This window comes from Streptomyces sp. JL2001 (assembly GCF_050917515.1).
Classification (GTDB): Bacteria; Actinomycetota; Actinomycetes; order Streptomycetales; family Streptomycetaceae; genus Streptomyces.
In genome coordinates this window covers 826,440-843,778 of the sequence record NZ_CP169421.1, presented here as the reverse complement: position 1 = coordinate 843,778, position 17,339 = coordinate 826,440, and the positions used below count along the sequence as shown (strand labels likewise).

Sequence of the window (17,339 nt, the reverse complement as noted above, 5' to 3'; positions counted from 1 at the left end):
GGGGGGACGTATGGACGCGACACACGGGGACACGACCTATGTGCATCCCACACACAGGGATGTGACACACCGGGACGCACGGCGCGTCGACGCGAGACGGCTGGAACCGCGCCGCAGGGACGCGCGAAGAGCCGAGGCGCGCGCCGGCGACGCCGGGACCGCGGGCGCCGCGAGAGCCGGCGCCCGCGGTGGCGGGGCGGCGGGGACCGGAGTCGCGCCGGGCGAGGCGGCGACGGGCCGGGGGCGTGGGGTGCTGGAAGGGGCCTTCGCCCTGCTGGACTCCCTGCGCCGGTACGGGGACGGGGCCGGCGTGACCGAACTGGCGGAGGTCTGCGGGGTGCCGAAGGGCACCGTGCACCGGCTGCTCGACCAGCTCGTCGCGGTCGGCGCCGTGGAGCGGCGTGACCGGCGCTACCGGGTCGGCCCGCAGCTCTACCGGCTCGGTCAGGTCTGGGAACCGTACCCGGGCCTGCGGGCCGCCGCCCGGCTGCCGCTGCACCGGCTGCGGGCGGCGACCGGCGCCGGAGTCGTGCTCTCGGTCCTGCGCGAGGACCTCGCCCTGACCGTCGGCTCCGTGCCCGGCGAGGTGGAGCCGATCGTGCAGGTGCACGACGGCGTCGCGTTCGGCCTCGACACCGCGGCGGGCCGGGCGCTGCGCGGACCGCGGCGCCCCGGGGCGGTGCTCGACCGGGAGGACGTGATGGCCGGGGTGTGCTGCGCGGCGCTGCCGGTACGGGCGCCGGACGGCCGGACGGTGGCTGCGCTCACCGGGATGGTCCGGGCAGGCCGCCGCCTCGAACCCCTGGTCCAGGCCGTGGCCGAGGCGAGCGGGGCCGTCACACGTGCCCTCGCCACGGCCCCGCCGGCCCGAGCGGGCGTCCCCGGCGCACCAGGTCGCCCGACGCCGTCGTTCCGTCCAGTGGAACGCGCGTAGAACCGCGGCGGGCGGACCGGCACAGTGGATGTCGTGCCGGGGGAAATCGGCACACCGGCCCGCCGGGACGGCGGGATCCGGTCCGAGTTGTCATCACAGTGACCCGACTGTGTGGGGGGACCACATGCGCAAGAACCGAGCCGCTCGACTGACCGCCGTCGCACTGCTGGGGCTCGGCAGCCTCGGCGCCTTCGCCGGCACCGCGCAGGCCGAGCCGATCGACTACGTGCGGATCGAGCTCCTGGAGCTGACCTGCCACCAGAACAGCGAAGGGGACCACGACGAGGCCTACATCAAGATCACCGACGCCAACGGCAACGCGGTCAAGGTGTGGCCCGGAAGCCTCTCGTACCAGACGATGGGCGCCGGTTACGTCCGTTCGCTGACCGACGCCAACGGCAACGCCGCGCTCGTCCTCGGCAAGCAGCAGGCCCGCACCCTCACCCTCTGGGACGACGACACGACGAGCTCGGACGACAAGCTGGGCTCCACGCTCGTCACCGGCAGCGAGTTCGGCGGCGAGACCCAGTGGCGCTCCCTGGAGGGCTCCGGCGGGGTGTACACCATCGCCTACCGCGTCATCGACATCTGACGCGGCCGCACCGCGCCCCGGCGGCCCGGCCCACCCCCACACCAGCGGGCGGGGCCGCCGGCGGCACCGTTCGCGCGCGTCCGGCCCGTCGACGGGTTCGCGTCCGGCCCGTCGCCTGCCATCCGCGAGGTGGCTTCCCTTCGAGGACATCGCCCGGCCGGAGCGTCACCCGCCGAGCGCCGCGTCGGGAGCCGTCGGCCGGCCCAGGTACCAGACGGGTCCGGGGTCGTCGACGGCCAGCTGCCGGAAGCCCAGCCGGTCGTAGAACGCCCTGGCCGCGGTGTTGGACCGCGCCATGCAGAGATGGACAGCCGCCACGCCCTCACGGTGCAGTGCCTCCAGCAGGGTCCGCATGAGGGACCGGCCGTACCCGGGCCCCTGCCAGGCCGGCAGCAGGTCGATGTGGAGATGGGCCGGGAACCCGGCGAGTTCGTCCCGGACCATCCGCTCCGACGTCCCGCGCGCCGGCTCCGGACAGCGCCGTCGCCGCCCCGTCCTGCCGCCGACTGGCCGCTGCCGCTGCGCCTTTCGGGTGACATGGCCGTACGGCTTTCGGGCACCGCCCGCCCCCATGGCAGACCATCGCAGGCGGCCGGTCGAACCCACCGGCACGTACTGCCGACCGGCCCGGGGCCGCCTTCCCACGCGGCCCCGGGCCCGTCGCCGGGAGGTCATGTGCGCGTCCTGCTCCTCGCGAGTTCGTTCAACAGCCTGACCCAGCGTGTCCACGCCGAACTGCGCGACCACGGGCACGCCGTCACGGTCGAACTCGCCCTGCCCGGGGTCTCCCTGACGGAGGCCGTGCACCGGCACCGGCCCGACCTGGTCATCGCCCCGATGCTGAGGACCGCCGTCCCCGAGGAGGTGTGGTCCACCCACACCTGCCTCATCGTCCACCCGGGACCGATCGGCGACCGGGGGCCCTCCTCCCTCGACCTGGCCGTCCAGGAGAACGCGACCCGATGGGGCGTCACGGTCCTGCAGGCCGAGGCGGAGATGGACGCCGGCGACGTCTGGGCGAGCGTCGCGTGCCCGCTGCCGGCGGTGGCCAAGGGCGACCTCTACCGCGGCGAGATCGCCGACGCGGCGCTCGCGGCCGTACACCTCGCCGTCCGCCGGTTCGCCTCCGGCACGTACGTCCCGAAGCCGCAGACCACCAGCCGGACCCGCGCGGCGCTGCGCCAGGACGACCGGCGGATCGACTGGCGGGCGGACTCCACCGAACGGGTGCTGCGGCTGCTGCGCGCCGCCGACTCGCAGCCGGGAGTGCGTGACGAACTGCTCGGCGACGTGTGGTTCCTGCACGGCGGACACCCCGAGCCCGTGCTCCGCGGCCGGCCGGGGGAGCTCCTCGCCACCCGGGCCGGGGCGATCTGCCGTGCCACGGTCGACGGCGCCGTGTGGATTCCCGAACTCCGGGCCCGCCGCGCCCCGGGCGGGCCCGGGCAGGTCAAGCTGCCCGCGACGGCGGCCCTCGCCGGCCGGCTCCCCGCGCTGCCGGACCTCACCGCCCCGCTCCTCACCGACCCGCCGGACGTCACCACCCCGCCCCCGACCGCGTCGGACCCCACCGCCCGGCCGGACCTGACCAGCCCCCACCTCGCCACGCCGCCGGAACTCGCCGCCCCGGCGGACCCGGCCGCCCCGCCCGGCTGGTCCGACATCGCCTACCGCGAGGAAGGGGAGGTCGGATTCCTGTCGTTCTCCTTCCCGGGCGGCGCGATGAGCACCGAGCACTGCCGGCGCCTCCTCGACGCCTACCGGAGCGCCTGCACCCGGCCCACCTCGGTCCTGGTCCTCGGCGGCGGCCGCGACTTCTTCTCCAACGGCATCCACCTCGGTGTCGTCGAAGCGGCCCAGGACCCGGCCGCCGAGTCCTGGGCCAACATCAACGCCATCGACGACCTGGTGGAGGCCGTCCTCACCACCACCGACCGCCTGGTGGTCGCCGCGCTCGGCGGCAACGCGGCGGCCGGCGGGGTCATGCTGGCCCTCGCGGCCGACGAGGTCTGGTGCCGGACCGGGGTCGTCCTGAACCCGCACTACCGGCTGATGGGGCTGTACGGCTCGGAGTACTGGACCTACACCCTGCCCCGCCGGGTCGGCGCCGAGGTCGCCGAGCGGCTCACCGCCGAGGCCCTGCCGGTGAGCGCCGCCGCCGCGCAGTCCCTCGGGCTCGTCGACCGCACCATCCCCTGCGGCCCCCAGGCGTTCTCCGGCGAGACGGCGCGGCTCGCCGCGCACCTGGCCGCGCTCCCGTCCCTCGCGACCCGGATCGCCGGCAAGAAGGCCGAGCGCGAACGCGACGAGGCGCTGCGGCCGCTGGCGGCCCACCGGGAGGCCGAGCTGGACCGGATGCGGCGGATCTTCGACGACCCGGAGGCCCCGTACCACGCGCTGCGGCGCGCCTTCGTCCGCAAGGAGCCCGCCACCGCCACCCCGCCCCACCTCACCCGCGGTGCCCTCGGCGGCCCGGCGCGCACCGCTCCCGGCCCGCGCGCCGTCACTGGACTGGCCGTACAGGACGAGGCACCCCGGCAGACGGACTGCTAGCAAGAAAGGTGGGGCCCGGGGCAGACCGTCCCGGCCCACCCCCTCCCAGAACACCTCCCCGAGGAGGCAATCCGATGACCGCAGCAACGCCGGAGACGGCGACCGAGGACCCGACGATCCACATCCTCTGGATCAACGCGGGGCTGAGCTGTGACGGTGACTCCGTGTCGCTGACGGCCGCGATGCAGCCCAGCATCGAGGAGATCGTGACCGGCACCCTGCCCGGACTCCCCAAGATCGCGGTGCACTGGCCGCTGATCGACTTCGAATGCGGTCCGGTCGGCGGCTCGGACACCTTCATCGAGTGGTTCTTCAAGGGGGAACGGGGCGAGATCGACCCGTTCGTGCTCGTCGTCGAGGGCTCGATCCCCAACGAGAAGATCAAGCCCGAGGGCTACTGGTGCGGTTTCGGCGACAACCCCGAGACCGGGCAGCCCATCACGACCAGCGAGTGGATCGACCGCCTGGCGCCCAAGGCGCTCGCCGTCGTCGCCATCGGGACCTGCGCCACGTACGGCGGCATCCACGCCATGGAGGGCAACCCGACCGGTGCCATGGGTGTGCCCGACTACCTCGGCTGGGACTGGACCTCGAAGGCCGGCATCCCGATCGTCTGCGTCCCCGGCTGCCCCATCCAGCCGGACAACTTCTCGGAGACCCTCACCTACCTCCTGTACCAGGCGGCGGGTTCGGCCCCGATGATCCCGCTCGACGACAAGCTGCGCCCGTCCTGGCTCTTCGGCGCGACCGTGCACGAGGGCTGCGACCGTGCCGGCTACTACGAGCAGGGCCAGTTCGCGCAGACCTACGACGCCCCGACCTGCCTGGTCAAGCTCGGCTGCTGGGGCCCGGTCGTCAAGTGCAACGTCCCCAAGCGCGGCTGGATGAACGGCATCGGCGGCTGCCCGAACGTCGGCGGCATCTGCATCGGCTGCACGATGCCGGGCTTCCCGGACAAGTTCATGCCCTTCATGGACGAGCCTCCCGGCGCCAAGTTGTCCAGCAGGGCCAGCGGTGCCTACGGCTCCGTGGTCCGCAGGCTCCGGTCGATGACCGTGCACACCGTGGACCAGGAGCCGAAGTGGCGGCACAGCGGCAAGAAGCTGACCACGGGCTACCGATCGCGCTGGTGAACCTCCCGCTCCACCCCGGCTCCGGCCCCCCGAGCCTGGCAAACCTCCCCGTACCAGAAGGGTCACGGCAGAAACGATGACACCGCAGACGAAGAAGGCCGCCGACGGCAGCGGCCTGGTGGAGATGGCATGGGATCCGATCACCCGCATCGTGGGCAGTCTCGGCATCCACACGAAGATCGACTTCAAGCAGAAGCGGGTCGCGGAGTGCTACAGCACCTCGTCGGTCTTCCGCGGCTACAGCGTCTTCATGCGCGGCAAGGACCCCCGCGACGCGCACTTCATCACCAGCCGCATCTGCGGCATCTGCGGTGACAACCACGCCACCTGCTCCGTGTACGCGCAGAACATGGCCTACGGGGTGAAGCCGCCGCACCTCGGCGAGTGGATCATCAACCTCGGCGAGTCCGCGGAGTACATGTTCGACCACAACATCTTCCAGGAGAACCTGGTAGGGGTCGACTACTGCGAGAAGATGGTCCGCGAGACCAACCCGGGCGTCCTGGAGCTCGCCGAGCGCACCGAGGCCCCGCACGCCGGCGACCACGGCTACCGCACCATCGCCGACATCATGCGCTCCCTCAACCCCATCGAGGGCGATTTCTACCGCGAGGCGCTCCAGGTCAGCCGCTACACCCGGGAGATGTTCTGCCTGATGGAGGGGCGCCACGTGCACCCCTCCACGCTCTACCCGGGCGGCACCGGCACCATCGCCTCGGTCCAGCTCTTCACGGACTACATGAGCCGCCTGATGCGGTACTGCGAGTTCATGAAGAAGGTCGTCCCCCTCCACGACGACCTGTTCGACTTCTTCTACGAGGCCCTGCCGGGGTACGAGGAGGTCGGCCGCCGCCGGGTGCTGCTCGGCTGCTGGGGCGCGCTCAACGACCCCGAGCACTGCGACTTCACCTACGCCAACATGACCGACTGGGGTCGGAAGATGTTCGTCACCCCGGGCGTCGTCGTCGACGGCAAGCTGGTGACCAACGACCTCACCGAGATCAACCTCGGCATCCGCATCCTGCTCGGCAGCTCCTACTACGACGACTGGGCGGGCCAGGAGCAGTTCGTCACCCACGACCCCCTCGGCAACCCGGTCGACCCCCGCCACCCGTGGAACCAGCACACGCTGCCCGCCCCGCAGAAGCGGAACTTCGACGACAAGTACAGCTGGGTGATGTCGCCGCGCTGGTTCGACGGCAAGGACCACCTCGCCCTCGACACCGGCGGCGGCCCCATCGCCCGCCTCTGGTCGACGGCCCTGTCCGGCCTCGTCGACGTCGGCTACGTCAAGGCGACCGGGCACAGCGTCGTCATCAACCTGCCGCGCACGATGACCAAGCCGGAGGCCCGCTTCGAGTGGAAGATCCCGAAGTGGAGCAACGCGCTGGAGCGCAACCGCGCCCGGACGTACTTCCAGGCGTACGCCGCCGCCATCGCGCTGCACTGCGCGGAGAAGGGGCTCGCCGAGGTCCGCGCCGGACGCACCCAGACCTGGGAGAAGTTCGACGTGCCGGACGAGTCGATCGGCGTCGGCTTCACCGAGGCCGTCCGGGGCGTGCTCTCCCACCACATGGTGATCCGCGACGGCAAGATCGCCAACTACCACCCGTACCCGCCGACCCCGTGGAACGCCAGCACCCGCGACACCTTCGGCACCCCCGGCCCGTACGAGGACGCCGTGCAGAACACCCCGATCTTCGAGGAGAACACCCCGGAGAACTTCAAGGGCATCGACATCATGCGCGCGGTGCGCAGCTTCGACCCCTGTCTGCCGTGCGGCGTCCACATGTACGTCGGCGGCGGCAAGACGGTGAAGACGATGCACGTGCCCACCGGACTGAGCGGACTGGGCGGATGAGCGCGACGGCCGACGCGACCCTGACGGGGCGCCGGGTCGAGGAGGTGCTCGACCGGATGGCCGCCACCGGCGACCGCGACGCCTGCGCCGCCGCCGAGGAACTGGTCCGCGTGCTCATGGACTTCTACGGCGCCGGCCTCGCCCGGATCGTCGGCGGCCTCGCCGACGGACTGCCCGCCGAGCTGCTCGCCGACGAGCTCGTGGCCTCCCTGCTCACCCTCCACGAACTCCACCCCGAGGACGTGCACACCCGGATCGGGCGCGCCCTCGGCGCGGCCGGCGACCCGATGGAGGCCGTCGGATTCGACGCGGCCACCGGGGTCCTGCGGCTGCGCCCCACGGCGACCGGCGGCGGCTGCGGCTGCTCCGGCGGCGAGGGCGCGGACCCCCGTGGCGTGGAGGACGTCCTGGCCGCCTTCGTACCCGAGGTGACCGCGGTGGAGATCGAACCCGCTCCGGCTCCGGCTCCGCCCCTGCTCCAGATCGGGGTCCGCCCGCCCACCTCGGTGCGGGTGCCGTGACCGGCCCCGCCGCCCCCGCGACGGGACCGCGCGGCCTGCGACGCTTCGCGGGCCCGCGCCCGCCCCGGCCGGAGACCTGCGAGCTGTGCGGCGTCGTGGTGCCCCCCGACGGCCACCGGCACCTGGTGGAGACCGAGCGGCGGGCCCTCGTCTGCGCGTGCACCGCCTGCGGCCTGCTGTTCGACCGCCCCGGCGCGCGGACCGGCCGCTACCGCGCGGTACCCGACCGCTACCTCGCCGACCCCGGGCACGGCATCGACGCCGCGGCCTGGGAGACCCTCCGGATCCCGGTCTCGGTCGCCTTCCTCTTCCGCAACGCCGCACTCGACCGCCTCGTCGCGCTCTACCCGAGCCCGGCCGGGGCCACCGAGAGCGAACTCGACCCCCGGGTATGGGAATCCGTCCTCGGCTCCGGACGGCTCGCCGGCCTGCTGGAGCCGGACGTCGAGGCGCTGCTGCTCCACCGCACCCCGGACGGCCGCACCACCTGCCACCTCGTCCCCATCGACATCTGCTACCGGCTCGTCGGCCGCATGCGCCTGACATGGCAGGGCTTCGACGGCGGAGCCGAAGCCCGCGCAGCGCTGGACGAGTTCTTCGCCCAGGTCGAACGCCGGGCCAGGATCCCCGCGGAGGCGAGGCCGTCATGACCGAGTTCGCCTTCACCTGCACCGGCGTACGCGCCGACCCCTACGCAGCCGGGCCCACCCTGGTCTTCCGGCTGCGCATCACGGCCTCCGGCGAGGACCGCGTGCACGCCCTCGCCCTGCGCTGCCAGATCCGCGCCGAACCCGCCCTGCGGTCCTACGGCGACGGCGAGGCCGATGCCCTGGCCGACCTGTTCGGCGAACGCTCCCGCTGGAGCAGCACCCTGAAGCCCGTGCAGATCGCCCAAGTGTCCGTCATGGTGCCGAGCTTCACCGGGGAGACCGAGACCGACCTGGTCGTGCCCTGCACCTACGACATGGACATCGCGGCCACCCGGTACCTCGACGCCCTGGCGGACGGCGAGGCACCGCTGCTCCTGCTGTTCTCCGGCACCGCCTTCACCGGCGACGCCGGCTTCCGCGTCGAGCCGGTCCCCTGGGACCGCGAGGCGACCTGCCGGATGCCCGTGGCCGTCTGGCGCGAGATGGTCGAACAGCACTTCCCCGGTACGGCCTGGCTCCGGCTGCCCCGCGAGACCATGGCCGACCTGCTCGCCTTCCGCTCCCGGCACGCGCTGGCCTCCTGGGAGGCGACCGTACGGGCGCTGCTCGACCGGGCCGACGGCGCCGAGCCGGCCCCGCCCCCGTTCCGGCTGGGCACCGGACGCCCGCGCGTCACCGAGAGGACGCCATGACGACGACCGCGGCCCCGCTGTCGCCCTTCGACACCGCGCGCCAGGTGGCCGACGCCGTCCTGTTCGAGGGATACGTGCTCTACCCCTACCGGGCCTCGGCGGCCAAGAACCGGCTGCGGTGGCAGTTCGGCGTGCTCGTCCCGCCCTCCTGGGGCCCCCGCCAGGGCGAGCACACCCGGCAGCGCACGGAGATCCTGATGGAGCCCAGGCGCGGCACCACGCTCGCCGTGGAGCTCCGCTTCCTGCACGCCCAGCGCCGCACGGTCCAACAGGCCCTGCCCGACGGGACCTTCGCCGACGTCGCCGAACTGCACCTGGCCGACCGGGTCCTCGTCCCCTGGGACGAGGGCACCGAGGAGCGGGTGGAACTCTCCGTGGACATCGCGGAACTGGCGGGCGACGGGGTCCGGGTCCCCTTCCACCGGGCCGCCGGCGAGGGCATCGAGCCCGTCCTCGACGAGGCCGGCCGGTGCGTCGGCCGACTGGTGCGGCGCACCGAGCGCATCGACGGCGCCGTGACCCTCTCGGCCGCCGAAGTCCCCGGCCCCTACCGGGTGTCGAAGCTCACCGCGGTCGTGGAGAACACCAGCCCGTGGACCCCGGAGACGCCGGACGCCGACCGCGACGCGGCCCTGGCCCGCTCCCTGGTCGCCGCGCACCTCCTGCTGGGGCTCGGCGCGGGCTCGTTCCTCTCGATGACCGACCCGCCCGAGTGGGCCAGGAGCGCGGTCGCGGCCTGTGCGAACGAGCACACCTGGCCGGTCCTGGCCGGCGGCCCCGGACGCGCCGACGTCGTCCTCTCCTCGCCGATCATCCTGGAGGACCAGCCGAGCATCGCGCCGGAGAGCGCGGGCGCGATGTACGACGCCACCGAGATCGACGAGATCCTCGCCCTGCGCACGGCGGCCCTGACCGACCAGGAGAAGCGCGAGGCCCGGGGGACCGACGCCCGGGCGGCCGCCGTCATCGACCTCGCCGACTCCATGCCCCCCGAGGTCCTGGAGCGGCTGCACGGTGCCGTCCGCGCGCTGCGCGAGATCACCGGCCCGGACGCCGCCGCGGATGCGGCGGACCCCACCGGGCCCGAGGTGTTCACCGAACTCCCCGACGAGGAGGCGGTGTTCCGGCCCGAGAAGCCATGGTGGGATCCGGCCTCGGACGACACCGCCGACCCGCTGCGCGACCGGATCACGGTCGAGGGCGTCTCGGTGGGCGTCGGCAGCCGCGTCCTGCTCCGCCCCGGCCTGCGCCGCACCGACGCCCAGGACCTGTTCCTCCAGGGTCGCGCCGCCCTGGTCGAGGCGGTCCTCCACGACGTCGACGGGGGAGTGCACCTCGCCGTGACGGTGGAAGGCGACCCCGGAGCCGACATCCGGCGCGAACAGGGCCGGTTCCTCTACTTCCAGCCCGACGAGGTCACCCCGCTGGAGGAGCCGTGAACGGCCGGACCCTCGTCGCCGGGATCGGCAACATGTTCCTCGGCGACGACGGCTTCGGCGGCGAAGCCGTACGCGCCCTGTCCGCGCACCCGCTGCCCGACGGCGTCGAGGTCACCGACTTCGGCGTACGCGGGGTCCACCTCGCGTACCAGCTGCTCGACGGCTACGACACGCTCGTCCTGGTCGACGCCACCGCGCGCGGCGGCGAGCCCGGCACGCTCTACCTGATCGACGTCGACGACCCGGGGACCGGCACGGTCGCCGGGCCCGGGCCCGAGGCGGGCGGAGCCGTGCTCGACGGGCACCACATGTCCCCCGACGCGGTCCTCGCCCTGCTCGGCACGCTGTGCGCCGGCACCGGCTCCCGACCGCCCCGGCGGACCTACGTCGTCGGCTGCGAACCCGCCTGCGTCGAGGAGGGCATCGGCCTGAGCCGGCCGGTGGCCGAAGCGGTGCCGCGGGCCGTCGGGATGCTGCGCGACCTGCTCCGGGACGACACCGGGGGCACGGACCACCGGCCCCTCCACGAACTGAGGAGAAGCTCATGAAGAAGGCTGTCATCGGCGGCGTGGCCGCGGCCGCGGTCGCGCTCGTCCTCGCCCTGCAGGTGCTGCCCGACGTGAGGCGCTACCTGCGCATCCGCCGGATGTGACGCACCCCGGCCCACGGCCACACCCGAATGGCGGACGCACGGTGCCCGCTCTCGGCGTGGCCGACGGCGTCGTCTCCGTCCTGTCGGTCTAATGAGCCCCGGCAGGACGGAGTCCGATGCACGAGATGTCGATCGCCATGGCCGTGGTGGCCCAGGTGGAAGAAGCGGCCCTGGCCGGCGGCGCGAACGCGGTCACCCAGGTGGAACTCCAGGTCGGCGAGCTGGCCGGAGTCGTCCCCGACGCGCTGGCCTTCTCATTCGAACTGGCCTGCGCCGGAACGGTCCTCGACGGCGCGCGACTCGTGACCCGTTCCGAGCCCGCGCGCGCCCGGTGCGGATCCTGCGCCCACACCTGGCCGGTGGGCATGCCGCCCGAGCTGCGCTGCACGGCGTGCGGCACGGCCGCCGACGTGCAGCTCCTGGCCGGCCGCGAACTACGGATCCTCAGCGTCACCTGGGAGGACGGCACCGACCCGGCCGCCGCCGCGCCCACCCGAGAACCGATTCCCGAGGAGGCCTGACCATGTGCCGAGTCGTCGACCTGCAACAGGCGGTGCTCGCCAAGAACGACGCGGCGGCCGACGCCCTGCGCGCCGCGCTCACCGCCCGCGGCACCGCCGTCGTCAACCTGCTCTCCAGCCCGGGCAGCGGGAAGACGGCCCTCCTGGAACGCGAGCTGACGCTGGCCCGCGAGCGCGGTCTGTCGGTCGCCGCGCTGACCGCCGACCTGGCCACCGAGAACGACGCGACACGGCTGGCGCGTTCCGGCGTGCCGGTCCGGCAGGTGCTCACCGACGGCCTGTGCCACCTCGAGGCCGCGATGCTGGGCCGGTACCTGGACGGGTGGCTGCCCGAGGACGCCCGGCTGCTGTTCGTCGAGAACGTGGGCAACCTCGTCTGTCCGGCCTCGTACGACCTCGGGGAGACCCTGCGCGTGGTCCTCGCGTCGGTGACCGAGGGCGAGGACAAGCCGCTCAAGTACCCGACGGCCTTCGGGCTCGCCCAGCTGGTGGTGGTCACCAAGACGGACATCGCGCGGGCCGTCGACTTCGACGAGGCCGCCTTCCGGGAGAACGTCCAGCGGGTCAACCCCGGTGTGGAGGTGGTCCTGACCTCGGCCCGCGCGGACGACGGCGTGGGCGCCCTGCTCGACCGCGCGCTCGCCGTCGCGCAGGGCGCGGCACCGCACCGGCCGGTGATGGCGCGCCCCGAGCACGGTCACGGACACACCCACGAGCAGGCGCACTCCCACGGCGAGGGCCACGCGCACGACCACAGCCACGAACACCCGCACGACCACGGCCACGGTGACCATCACGGCCGGCCCCACGACCACGACATGGCGCAGACCCGCTGATGGAGGCGGTGCAGCGGCGGCGGGTCGTCGTCCGGGGCGTGGTGCAGGGCGTCGGCTTCCGCCCGTACGTGTACACCCGCGCCACCGGCCTCGGCCTCGCCGGGCACGTCACCAACACCCCGGACGGCGTCGTCGCCGAGGTTGAGGGGGCCGCGGCCGCGGTCCTGCTGTTCTGCGAGCGGCTCGCCGCGGAGGCGCCGCCGCTCGCGGTGGTGGACACCGTCGACCACCGCGAGGTCCCCGTCGAGGGCGACGCGGGCTTCCGCATCGTCGCCTCCCGGACCGGTGAGGGCCGGACGCTGGTCTCCCCGGACACGGCCACCTGCGCCGACTGCCTGAGGGAACTGGCCGATCCCGGCGACCGGCGCCACCGGCACCCGTTCATCACCTGCACCCACTGCGGACCGCGCTTCACCATCGTCACCGGGCTGCCCTACGACCGCGCCCACACCACCATGGCCGGCTTCCCGATGTGCCCCGACTGCGCCCGGGAGTACGCCGACCCGGCCGACCGCCGGTTCCACGCCCAGCCCGTCGCCTGCCCGGCCTGCGGACCGCGGCTGAGGCTCCTCCTCGGCGGCGGCCCGCCCCGCGAGACGGCGTCCGACGACCCCGTGTCCGAGGCCCGCCGGCTGCTGGCCGCCGGGGCGATCCTCGCCGTCAAGGGGCTCGGCGGCTACCACCTGGCCTGCGACGCCGCCCACGAGGACGCCGTGGCGGAGCTCCGGCGCCGCAAGGGCCGCGGGGACAAGCCGTTCGCCCTGATGGCCCGCGACCTCGCCGACGTGGAACCGCTCGTCCACCTCGACCCGCACGAGCGGGCCCTGCTCACCGGTGGGACGCGGCCCATCGTGCTGCTGCGCCGCCGTGCCGACGCCGCGGACCGGGCCCCGGGTGTCGCGCCCGGCTGTCCCGATCTCGGCGTGATGCTCCCCTACACCCCCGTGCACCATCTGCTGCTCGGTCTGCCCGGCGACCCGCCCGGCCCGCGCCTGCTGGTGATGACCAGCGGGAACCTCTCGGGCGAACCCATCGTCGCCGACGACGCCGAGGCCCTGGAGCGGCTGGCCGGACTCGCCGACGCCTGGCTGACGCACGACCGTCCCATCCACGTGCCCTGCGACGACTCGGTCGTCCGCGTCCTCGACGGCGAACCCGCGGTCCTGCGGCGCTCCCGCGGCTACGCCCCGCTCCCGCTGCCCCTGCCGTTCGCCGTGCCCGCGACCCTCGCCGTCGGCGGCGACCTCAAGAACACCCTCTGCCTGGGCGAGGGCCGCCGGGCATGGCTGTCCGCGCACATCGGCGACATGGACGACCTCGCCACCCAGGACGCCCACGAACGCGCCGAACGCCAGCTGGAGTCCATCACCGGCGTGACCCCCACCCTCCTCGCCGCCGACCGGCACCCCGGCTACCGGTCCGCCGCCCTGGCCTCCCGACGGGCCGGTGGCCGCCCCCTGACGCGCGTCCAGCACCACCACGCGCACCTCGCGTCCGCGATGGCCGAGCACGGGCTGACCGGCGAGGACCGGGTGATCGGCGTCGCCTTCGACGGCACCGGCTACGGCGACGACCGCGCCGTCTGGGGCGGCGAGGTCCTCCTGGCCGACTACGCCGGCTACGAGCGCTTCGCCCACCTCGCGTACGTGCCGCTGCCGGGCGGCGACGCCGCGGTGCGCCGGCCCTACCGCATGGCCCTGTCCCACCTGCGTGCCGCGGGGATCGCGTGGACGCCGGACCTGCCCTGCGTTGCGGCCTGCCCCGACGACGAACTCCGGCTCCTCGGGCAGCAGTTGGACCGCGAGCTGAACTGCGTGCCGACCTCCAGCATGGGCCGCCTGTTCGACGCCGTGTCCTCCCTCGCGGGCATCTGCCACCACGCGGGCTACGAGGCCCAGGCCGCGATCGAACTGGAGGCCGCCGCGCTCCGGGCCGCCCCGCCGGCCGCGGACGGAACCGGCCCCGCCGTGGACGGCCGGTACTCCTTCGGCCTGTCGGCTTCCGGCGGCGACGGCCCGCTGCGCGCCGACCCCGCACCCGTCCTGGCCGCCGTGGCGGACGACGTCCGCACCGGGACGGAGCGCCCGGTGATCGCCGCCCGGTTCCACGCCGCCGTGGCCGCGCTGGTCGTCGCCCTGTGCGGCCGCGCACGCGACCGGCACGGGACCGGCACCGTGGCCCTCACCGGCGGGGTCTTCGCGAACACGGTGCTCTCCGCCAGCTGCGCCGCGGCCCTCCGGGCGGGCGGCTTCACCGTACTGAGGCACCGTCACGTGCCGCCGAACGACGGCGGGTTGGCGCTCGGTCAGCTCATGGTGGCGGCGGCCCGCCTCACCCCATCCCATCCACAGCGAGGAGAGGCCCATGTGCCTGGCGGTACCCGGCAGAGTGCTTGAGATCACGGAGAGAGACGGCACCCGCATGGCCAGCGTCGACTTCGGCGGAGTGAAGAAGGACGTGTGCCTCGAGTACCTCCCGGACCTCCGGGTCGGCGAGTACGCCATCGTGCACGTGGGCTTCGCCCTCCAGCGCCTGGACGAGGAGTCGGCCCGCAGGACCCTCGCGCTCTTCGAGGAACTCGGCATGCTCCAGGAGGAGTTCGGCGACCCGTGGGAGCAGGCTTCGGAGGCACGGCAGTGAAGTACATCGACGAGTTCCAGAACCCCGCCCTCGCCCGTCGGCTGCTCGACGACATCCACGCGACCGTCACCCGCCCGTGGGCACTGATGGAGGTCTGCGGCGGCCAGACGCACACCATCATCCGGCACGGCATCGACCAGATCCTGCCGGACGAGATCGAGCTGATCCACGGTCCCGGCTGCCCCGTGTGCGTCACCCCGCTGGAGGTCATCGACAAGGCGCTGGAGATCGCCTCCCGCCCGGGGGTGGTCTTCTGCTCCTTCGGCGACATGCTCCGCGTGCCCGGCACCGGCCGCGACCTCTTCCAGGTGCGCGGCGAGGGCGGCGACGTACGGGTCGTCTACTCCCCGCTCGACGCGCTCCGGATCGCCCAGGAGAACCCCGACCGCCAGGTGGTCTTCTTCGGCATCGGCTTCGAGACCACGGCGCCGCCCAACGCGATGACGGTGTACCAGGCGAGGAAGCTCGGCATCACGAACTTCAGCCTGCTCGTGTCCCACGTCCGGGTCCCCCCGGCGATCGAGGCGATCATGAACTCGCCGAGCTGCCGCGTGCAGGGGTTCCTCGCGGCCGGGCACGTGTGCAGCGTGATGGGGACGGGCGAGTACCCCGACCTGGCGGCGCGCCACCGCGTGCCGATCGTGGTCACCGGCTTCGAGCCGCTCGACATCCTGGAGGGCGTACGCCGCGCGGTGCACCTCCTCGAACGGGGCGAGCACACCGTCGACAACGCCTACGAACGGGCCGTACGACCCGAGGGCAACCCGGCGGCCCTCGCCATGCTGGAGGACGTCTTCGAGGTCACCGACCGTGCCTGGCGCGGCATCGGCGTCATCCCCGACAGCGGCTGGCGGCTGTCGGCCCGGTACCGCGAGTTCGACGCCGAGCACCGCTTCTCGGTGACCGGCATCGACACCCGCGAGCCCGCCGAGTGCCGCAGTGGCGAGGTGCTCCAGGGCCTGCTCAAACCGCACGAGTGCGAGGCGTTCGGCACCCGGTGCACCCCGCGCACCCCGCTCGGCGCCACGATGGTCTCCAGCGAAGGGGCCTGCGCCGCGTACTACCTCTACCGCCGGCTCGGCCTCACCCCGGCCGCTTCCTCCGGCACCGCCGCGTCCCGGGAGGCGAGCCCCGTTGCCTGACACCGCACTCGACATCACCGGCTGGACGTGCCCGGCTCCGCTGCGCGACCGTCCCCGCATCGTCATGGGGCACGGCGGCGGCGGCGCGCTCTCCGCCGAACTGGTGGAGCACCTGTTCGCGCCGGCCTTCGGCGGCGAGCTCCTGGCCGGGCTCGGTGACTCGGCGGCGCTCACCCTGGGCGGCGTCCGGATGGCCTTCTCCACCGACTCCTACGTGGTCCGGCCGCTCTTCTTCCCCGGCGGCAGCATCGGCGACCTGGCGGTCAACGGCACGGTGAACGACCTGGCGATGAGCGGGGCCCAGGCCGCCTACCTGTCCTGCGGGTTCATCCTGGAGGAGGGGGTCGAGGTCTCCGCGGTGGCCCGGGTGGCCGAGGCCCTCGGCGCCGCCGCCCGGGCCGCGGGGGTCGAGGTCGCCACCGGCGACACGAAGGTCGTCGAGGCCGGACACGGCGACGGCATCTACCTCAACACCGCCGGCATCGGCCTCATCCCCGACGGGGTGGACCTGCGCCCGCAGCGCGTGGTGCCGGGAGACGTCGTGATCGTCAGCGGCGAGATCGGACTCCACGGAGTGGCGATCATGAGCGTCCGGGAGGGTCTGGAGTTCGGCGTCGACATCGAGAGCGACTGCGCCCCGCTCGGCGGGCTCGTGCGGTCCATGCTCGCCGTCACCCCCGACATCCACGTCCTGCGCGACCCCACCCGCGGTGGGCTGGCGGCCTCCCTGAACGAGATCGCGGCGGCCTCCGGCACGGGCGTGGTCATCGAGGAGGCCAAGGTCCCCGTACCCCCCGCCGTCGCCAACGCCTGCGCCATCCTCGGCCTCGACCCGCTCTACGTCGCCAACGAGGGCAAGCTGGTCGCCTTCGTCCCGCGGGCGCACGCGGACGCCGTCCTCGACGCCCTGCACGTACACCCGCTGGGCCGGCACGCGGCCGTCATCGGCGAGGCCGTCGAGTCCCACCCGGGTCTCGTCGTGGCGCGCACCGGGTTCGGCGGCACCCGCGTGGTCGACCTGCCGCTCGGGGAGCAGCTGCCGCGCATCTGCTGATCCGGCGCCCGGCCGACGCCCCGCGCGGGGTACGGCGGCGCGGACACGCCGAGAGGGCCGCTCCGTACCCCGGAGCGGCCCTCTCGGCGATCGTCGACGTCCTCGGGTGCGCGACGTCG

At 73.8% G+C, this 17,339-nt stretch carries 17 protein-coding genes and 1 pseudogene; 17 read left to right on the top strand and 1 reads right to left on the bottom strand.

The features are described 5' to 3' along the window. Nucleotides 1-61: 61 nt before the first annotated feature. Nucleotides 62-934 (top strand): IclR family transcriptional regulator, encoded by an 873-nt coding sequence (locus ACE1OA_RS03735; RefSeq protein WP_432752259.1) that lies wholly within the window; start codon nt 62-64, stop codon nt 932-934. 124 nt (nt 935-1,058) lie between these two features. Continuing rightward, a complete protein-coding gene (locus ACE1OA_RS03730; RefSeq protein ID WP_261992528.1) occupies nt 1,059-1,526 on the top strand; it encodes a hypothetical protein in 468 nt (155 codons plus the stop codon). A gap of 165 nt (nt 1,527-1,691) precedes the next feature. Here the strand turns inward: ACE1OA_RS03730 and ACE1OA_RS03725 are convergent. Next, a pseudogene (locus ACE1OA_RS03725) lies at nt 1,692-1,976 on the bottom strand (GNAT family N-acetyltransferase); the annotation flags it as partial. Nucleotides 1,977-2,201: 225 nt separating this feature from the next. Here ACE1OA_RS03725 and ACE1OA_RS03720 point away from each other — a divergent pair. From ACE1OA_RS03720 to hypE, 15 genes are all read left to right on the top strand, one after another. Next, nucleotides 2,202-4,079, top strand: coding sequence for a hydrogenase maturation protein (locus tag ACE1OA_RS03720; RefSeq protein ID WP_432752258.1), 1,878 nt, complete (start codon nt 2,202-2,204; stop codon nt 4,077-4,079). Between the two features lie 74 nt (nt 4,080-4,153). Beyond that, on the top strand, nt 4,154-5,212 hold the full coding sequence (locus ACE1OA_RS03715; RefSeq protein WP_356601925.1) for a hydrogenase expression protein HypE: 1,059 nt from the start codon (nt 4,154-4,156) through the stop codon (nt 5,210-5,212). 76 nt (nt 5,213-5,288) lie between these two features. Continuing rightward, nucleotides 5,289-7,073, top strand: a complete 1,785-nt coding sequence (locus ACE1OA_RS03710) for a nickel-dependent hydrogenase large subunit (RefSeq protein ID WP_356601927.1) — start codon at nt 5,289-5,291, stop codon at nt 7,071-7,073. Then, nucleotides 7,070-7,594, top strand: a complete 525-nt coding sequence (locus ACE1OA_RS03705; RefSeq protein ID WP_432752257.1) for a hypothetical protein — start codon at nt 7,070-7,072, stop codon at nt 7,592-7,594. The genes ACE1OA_RS03710 and ACE1OA_RS03705 overlap by 4 nt, the downstream gene beginning before the upstream one ends. Beyond that, nucleotides 7,591-8,244: a DUF5947 family protein gene (locus ACE1OA_RS03700; RefSeq protein WP_361314729.1), complete on the top strand. Its 654-nt coding sequence runs from the start codon at nt 7,591-7,593 to the stop codon at nt 8,242-8,244. Before ACE1OA_RS03705 ends, ACE1OA_RS03700 begins: the two co-directional genes overlap by 4 nt. Beyond that, a complete protein-coding gene (locus tag ACE1OA_RS03695; RefSeq protein ID WP_356601933.1) occupies nt 8,241-8,936 on the top strand; it encodes a DUF6084 family protein in 696 nt (231 codons plus the stop codon). Before ACE1OA_RS03700 ends, ACE1OA_RS03695 begins: the two co-directional genes overlap by 4 nt. Then, nucleotides 8,933-10,375, top strand: coding sequence for a hypothetical protein (locus tag ACE1OA_RS03690; protein WP_432752256.1), 1,443 nt, complete (start codon nt 8,933-8,935; stop codon nt 10,373-10,375). Before ACE1OA_RS03695 ends, ACE1OA_RS03690 begins: the two co-directional genes overlap by 4 nt. Before the next feature lie 32 nt (nt 10,376-10,407). Beyond that, nucleotides 10,408-10,923 carry a hydrogenase maturation protease gene (locus tag ACE1OA_RS03685; protein WP_384868188.1) on the top strand — a complete coding sequence of 172 codons (516 nt, stop codon included), beginning with the start codon at nt 10,408-10,410 and terminating at the stop codon, nt 10,921-10,923. Then, nucleotides 10,920-11,027: a DUF6893 family small protein gene (locus ACE1OA_RS03680; RefSeq protein ID WP_384868111.1), complete on the top strand. Its 108-nt coding sequence runs from the start codon at nt 10,920-10,922 to the stop codon at nt 11,025-11,027. The genes ACE1OA_RS03685 and ACE1OA_RS03680 overlap by 4 nt, the downstream gene beginning before the upstream one ends. Nucleotides 11,028-11,143: 116 nt before the next feature. Next, nucleotides 11,144-11,548 carry a hydrogenase maturation nickel metallochaperone HypA gene (locus ACE1OA_RS03675; RefSeq protein ID WP_356774321.1) on the top strand — a complete coding sequence of 135 codons (405 nt, stop codon included), beginning with the start codon at nt 11,144-11,146 and terminating at the stop codon, nt 11,546-11,548. Between the two features lie 2 nt (nt 11,549-11,550). Next, nucleotides 11,551-12,384, top strand: a complete 834-nt coding sequence (hypB, locus tag ACE1OA_RS03670) for a hydrogenase nickel incorporation protein HypB (RefSeq protein ID WP_356601941.1) — start codon at nt 11,551-11,553, stop codon at nt 12,382-12,384. After that, entirely contained in the window at nt 12,384-14,780 is a 2,397-nt protein-coding gene (hypF, locus tag ACE1OA_RS03665) for a carbamoyltransferase HypF (RefSeq protein WP_432752255.1), read from the top strand. The genes hypB and hypF overlap by 1 nt, the downstream gene beginning before the upstream one ends. Beyond that, the gene (locus tag ACE1OA_RS03660; RefSeq protein WP_356774327.1) at nt 14,749-15,024 is read left to right on the top strand and encodes a HypC/HybG/HupF family hydrogenase formation chaperone; all 276 of its coding nucleotides are present in this window, start codon (nt 14,749-14,751) and stop codon (nt 15,022-15,024) included. Before hypF ends, ACE1OA_RS03660 begins: the two co-directional genes overlap by 32 nt. Next, nucleotides 15,021-16,166 (top strand): hydrogenase formation protein HypD, encoded by a 1,146-nt coding sequence (gene hypD, locus ACE1OA_RS03655; RefSeq protein ID WP_386542797.1) that lies wholly within the window; start codon nt 15,021-15,023, stop codon nt 16,164-16,166. Before ACE1OA_RS03660 ends, hypD begins: the two co-directional genes overlap by 4 nt. Next, entirely contained in the window at nt 16,159-17,220 is a 1,062-nt protein-coding gene (gene hypE / locus ACE1OA_RS03650) for a hydrogenase expression/formation protein HypE (RefSeq protein ID WP_432752254.1), read from the top strand. Before hypD ends, hypE begins: the two co-directional genes overlap by 8 nt. Nucleotides 17,221-17,339: the final 119 nt, after the last annotated feature.

What these genes read in the sequence shown, in the direction of transcription:
- ACE1OA_RS03730 (WP_261992528.1), top strand. Translation starts at nt 1,059, where the DNA reads ATGCGCAAGAACCGAGCCGCTCGACTGACCGCCGTCGCACTGCTGGGG.
- ACE1OA_RS03715 (WP_356601925.1), top strand. Translation starts at nt 4,154, where the DNA reads ATGACCGCAGCAACGCCGGAGACGGCGACCGAGGACCCGACGATCCAC.
- ACE1OA_RS03710 (WP_356601927.1), top strand. Translation starts at nt 5,289, where the DNA reads ATGACACCGCAGACGAAGAAGGCCGCCGACGGCAGCGGCCTGGTGGAG.
- ACE1OA_RS03705 (WP_432752257.1), top strand. Translation starts at nt 7,070, where the DNA reads ATGAGCGCGACGGCCGACGCGACCCTGACGGGGCGCCGGGTCGAGGAG.
- ACE1OA_RS03695 (WP_356601933.1), top strand. Translation starts at nt 8,241, where the DNA reads ATGACCGAGTTCGCCTTCACCTGCACCGGCGTACGCGCCGACCCCTAC.
- ACE1OA_RS03690 (WP_432752256.1), top strand. Translation starts at nt 8,933, where the DNA reads ATGACGACGACCGCGGCCCCGCTGTCGCCCTTCGACACCGCGCGCCAG.
- ACE1OA_RS03685 (WP_384868188.1), top strand. Translation starts at nt 10,408, where the DNA reads ATGTTCCTCGGCGACGACGGCTTCGGCGGCGAAGCCGTACGCGCCCTG.
- ACE1OA_RS03680 (WP_384868111.1), top strand. Translation starts at nt 10,920, where the DNA reads ATGAAGAAGGCTGTCATCGGCGGCGTGGCCGCGGCCGCGGTCGCGCTC.
- ACE1OA_RS03675 (WP_356774321.1), top strand. Translation starts at nt 11,144, where the DNA reads ATGCACGAGATGTCGATCGCCATGGCCGTGGTGGCCCAGGTGGAAGAA.
- hypB (WP_356601941.1), top strand. Translation starts at nt 11,551, where the DNA reads ATGTGCCGAGTCGTCGACCTGCAACAGGCGGTGCTCGCCAAGAACGAC.
- hypF (WP_432752255.1), top strand. Translation starts at nt 12,384, where the DNA reads ATGGAGGCGGTGCAGCGGCGGCGGGTCGTCGTCCGGGGCGTGGTGCAG.
- ACE1OA_RS03660 (WP_356774327.1), top strand. Translation starts at nt 14,749, where the DNA reads ATGTGCCTGGCGGTACCCGGCAGAGTGCTTGAGATCACGGAGAGAGAC.